At 40.3% G+C, this 4,212-nt stretch carries 5 protein-coding genes; 2 read left to right on the forward strand and 3 right to left on the reverse strand.

The genetic code is table 11. The features are described from left to right. Positions 1-550, forward strand: a 550-nt coding sequence (locus AB685_RS27365; RefSeq protein ID WP_047973757.1) for a cytochrome ubiquinol oxidase subunit I, incomplete at its 5' end; no start/stop codon positions are given. A gap of 36 nt (positions 551-586) precedes the next feature. Continuing rightward, on the forward strand, positions 587-1,621 hold the full coding sequence (locus AB685_RS27370) for a cytochrome d ubiquinol oxidase subunit II (protein WP_047973758.1): 1,035 nt from the start codon (positions 587-589) through the stop codon (positions 1,619-1,621). A 35-nt stretch (positions 1,622-1,656) separates the two neighbouring features. On the opposite strand, the gene AB685_RS31130 is transcribed toward AB685_RS27370, so the two are convergent. The 3 genes from AB685_RS31130 to AB685_RS27380 form a co-directional block, all read right to left on the reverse strand. After that, a complete protein-coding gene (locus tag AB685_RS31130) occupies positions 1,657-1,863 on the reverse strand; it encodes a hypothetical protein (RefSeq protein ID WP_053073973.1) in 207 nt (68 codons plus the stop codon). Between the two features lie 12 nt (positions 1,864-1,875). Beyond that, positions 1,876-2,253, reverse strand: a complete 378-nt coding sequence (locus AB685_RS31135; protein WP_053073974.1) for a methyl-accepting chemotaxis protein — start codon at positions 2,251-2,253, stop codon at positions 1,876-1,878. A gap of 173 nt (positions 2,254-2,426) precedes the next feature. Next, on the reverse strand, positions 2,427-4,199 hold the full coding sequence (locus AB685_RS27380; RefSeq protein ID WP_047973759.1) for a M3 family oligoendopeptidase: 1,773 nt from the start codon (positions 4,197-4,199) through the stop codon (positions 2,427-2,429). Positions 4,200-4,212 lie beyond the last annotated feature (13 nt).

Genomic DNA, 4,212 nt, shown 5'->3' on the forward strand with positions numbered 1-4,212 from the left:
TGCTCCCCTTGCCATTTTGGGTACACCGGACCMTGATGCCGGTCGTGTAGTWGGCGGCATTGAAATACCTGGAATGCTTAGTTGGTTAGCAACCGGGACAACAGATGGCGTTGTTCAAGGGTTAAATGATTTCCCTCAGGATGAGTGGCCCCCACTTTTTGTCCACACCTTATTCAATCTAATGGTAGGAATCGGTACAGCGCTTCTTGGATTGGCTGCCCTTTACTGGGTCATATGGTTTTTGGGACGAAAGAAACAAAAGCCGTATCCTAAATGGCTATTAGGTGCGCTTGTTCTTGGTGGACCCCTTGCTATGATGGGGGTTGAGACAGGCTGGATTTTCAGCTGTACCGGTAGGCAACCGTGGACAATATTTGGTATTCAACGTACTTCAGAAGCGGCTACAAACTCCGGAAACCTCGGTATGCTCTTCTTTTTATTTCTAACTCTTTATATTAGCTTGCTTGTCTTAACGGGACTTGTTATGCATTACTATTTCAAACGTAATCCGGTTACCCATGAACTTGAACAACCTTTATCAACTACGTAGTTTTCACTTCAAAAAGAAAGGGGATCAAACATAAAAATGGAGAACGTCTATATTGCCATTATCATTTTGTGGATCTTCTTATTCGTCTACGCCATTGCAGGCTCGATCGATTTTGGAGCAGGCTTTTGGGCAATGTTCTATCGAAAACGAACGGACACAAAAGCAGCCAGCATTGCGAATCGTTACTTATCCCCTTCATGGGAAGTGACTAATGTTTTTTTAGTGTTACTCGTTGTCGCGCTTGTTGGTTTCTTTCCTGGTGCGGCTTCCTCTCTAGGAACAATTTTAATTGTCCCCTTTTGTCTCGTCTTAATTTTATTGACAATCAGAAGTGCATTTATGGTGTACTCCTATTCAGTTCAAAAATACACGAATATGCTTGTGATTATTTCTGGAGTGACCGGGCTTTTAATACCCGCCCTTCTTGTCAGCATTTTACCTGCAGCAATAGGAGGTTTTGTTGAAACGGTTGGCGACCGGCAATATATATTAGTGAATCACCTTTTCACAAGTCCAACATTCTACACCCATATCGGCTTCGGAATAAGTACAGAGCTTTTCTTATCTTCTCTCCTTTTAAGTGATTATGYGCGAGAGGCCAATTCTGAAGAAACCTATCATGTCTACCGTAAAAATGCGATTGTTCTAGGACCGATAACGTTAGCGTTCGCCGTTGCTGCTATTTTCACCTTGATCCCTGAAGCTTTTTGGATGTTTGAAAACATGGCAAATGAATGGCTTTGGTTCACTTTATCTCTACTTGCCTTTACCATTGGCTATAGTGCCTTATGGTGGCCTTCTAAAAAAGTAAGTATCGGGCAACCACGAGTAGCTGTTCTATTGATTGCTCTCCAATTTGGTTTAGCCAGCTTTGCCTATGGTTCTGCCCATATGCCTTATTTCTTATATCCAGACGTAACCATTTATGATGCCTTTACAAACGATACCATGTTTCAGTTGTTGCTAATCGGATATGGAGTTGGTATGGCGGTTCTAGTTCCAATTTTTATTTTCTTTTGGAGATTATTTATGAAAGATAAACGTTATTTAAAGCAAGAAGAATCTCATTAACAGATAAAAAAGAAGGATCAAATGATCCTTCTTTTTTAATGATCTATTTTAAATGTCTTAACAAGTTGTTGTAGTTCTTCAGCCATTGTAGTTAATGCATGGGCCGATGAGGTTACCTCTTCCATTGACGCTAATTTCTCTTCTGCCGAGGCACTGACGGTGGAAGTGTGTTCAGCTGATTCTTTGGCAATGCTCGTCATGTTATTGACCGAGTCAGAAACGACAGATGACTTCTCAGCCATTGCTTGAGCTGTTCAATTCACCTGTTCTATTTGCTCATTCATCGACTCAATTGCTTCACTAATCGCCGTAAACTTTTCATCCGTTTTATTTGCTGTTTCAAGTCCAACACGCACTTCTTCCTTTACAAGGTCCATCATGGATACTGAAAGCTTCGTTTCTTTTTGCATGGCTGAAATTAAATCATTGATTTGCAGCGTGCTATTTGAAGACTGTTCAGCTAATTTTTTCACCTCATCTGCTACGACAGCAAATCCTCTCCCATGCTCACCTGCTCTTGCTGCTTCTATCGCTGCATTTAAGGCAAGAAAATTTGTTTGATCAGCAATGCTACGAATGACATCTAAAATACAACTAGCTATCAACTTTTGACCTACTGAACCTCTCCCCATCTACTTCACCCGCCTTATATATTTGCAATTTTTGACGAATTCCATCGATTGCAAATATATCTCACCATAATATCTCTAAAAAAAGACACAAAACATTACCTTTTATACCGGCAATAAAGACCTATTAAATAGAAAAAACCAAGAAGAAACACTTTACTTCTTGGTCATTTATACTAGTTATCTGTTAACTTCATAAATTCATCCACATCGGCTAAGACAACATTAATTGCTTCTTGCCAGAATGTCTTAGTTGATAAATCTACWTGTAAGTGTTTTTCAGCTAATTCTTCAACACTCATACTCGCTGTGTCTTCGAGCAGAGAGATATAATCATCTTCAAATGAACGACCCACTTCAAGAGCACGCTTATAAATTCCCATACTAAATAGGTAACCAAACGTATAAGGGAAAYTATAGAAAGGGACACCAGTAATATGAAAATGAAGTTTTGAAGCCCAGAAAGTTGGTGAATAGGTTTCTAGTTGATTTCCATACGCCTCGCGCTGTGCTTCTTCCATTAGTTGATTTAACTCACCTGTTGAAACGAGCTTTTCTTTACGAGCCTCGTAAAAGCGAGTTTCAAAGAGAAATCGAGCATGAATGTTCATAAAGAAAGCAAGTGCTCGGTTCACTTTATTTTCAAGTAAAGCAAGTTTCACCTCTGCATCTTCGGCCTCACTTACCAGTGCATCCGCTACAATCGTTTCTGCAAAAGTTGAGGCTGTTTCTGCAACATTCATCGCATAACGTTGGGCAAAAGGTTGTTTTTCTTTTAAGCAGTGACTATGGTAAGCATGACCTAATTCATGCGCCAGGGTAGCAACATTGGCCATTGTCCCATCATACGTCATGAAAATGCGTGATTGCTTTGATAATCCAAACGAGGTGCAGAAACCACCAGGACGTTTACCAGCACGATCCTCAGCCTCTACCCAGCCATCACGAAGAGCCCCTTCTGTGAATCTAGCAAGCTTTGGACTAAATTCATTAAAATGCTTAATGATTAAATCACAAGCTGCATCATATGAAATCGTAGCATCTTCCCCTGTTGGAAGAGGAGCATGAACATCGTGAAGCGCAAGTTTTTTCACACCTAGTAATTGTGCCTTGCGGTCCATAAATTCATAAAAGCGAGGTTTATTCTCTGTAATAGCCTCCCACATTGCTGAAAGTGTTTTCTCACTCATTCGGTTTATAGCAAGTGGCTCTTTTAACACATCATCCCATCCACGTGCTTCGTACAGCTTTAATCGGTAACCAGCTAAATGATTGAGCGTCGATGTAAATAACGGTGCTTCCTTTTGCCATGCTTCTTCAGATACAACAGATGCTTGTTCCCGAGTCTCTCGATTAGAGCTATTGAGACGATTTTGAAGCTGTCCTGCTGAAAGAAGCTTTGTTTCTCCATTCTCCTCAAAAGGGATTTGCATACGACCTACTGCCTGGTTATACACTGCCCCCCATGCATGATAACCATCAATTGCTAGTGCAGCAGCAAGCTTTTCTTCAGCGGGATTTAATTTGTCATCTGCTGCATCCTTTCTTTCTTTTAAATTAAAGCGAACCTCTTTTAATGATTCGGTTTCAATTAACGTGCTCCATTCATCAGGAGTGAGRGCCACAAGTTTTTCTTCAAGACCTACCACAAGATTTTGGACAGCTGTAAATTGTTCTTGTACCTTCCCCTGCCATAATGTAGCCTGTTCATCTTTTACATTTTGAGCAGTTAAACAACTAATAAATGCTCCCGATTCTCTCGTATGCTGCATCACCTCTTGAAGATTATGAATAACTGTTTCAAGTTCTCTTAATGATAGAGACTGATTTAATCTTTGAGTAAGCTCTTTTAAGATTTGATCTGTATTCTGAACAAATGAATGAAGCTCCTCAGATGTACTCCCACCTTTAAAAAACGATTCTAAATCCCAATTCTGTGGATAACTCATATGTATATTCCTC

The organism is Bacillus sp. LL01 (genome assembly GCF_001037965.1).

Excerpts from the sequence above, each read along its gene's own strand:
- AB685_RS31130 (WP_053073973.1), bottom strand. The coding sequence starts at position 1,863 with ATGGCTGAGAAGTCATCTGTCGTTTCTGACTCGGTCAATAACATGACG.
- AB685_RS31135 (WP_053073974.1), bottom strand. The coding sequence starts at position 2,253 with ATGGGGAGAGGTTCAGTAGGTCAAAAGTTGATAGCTAGTTGTATTTTA.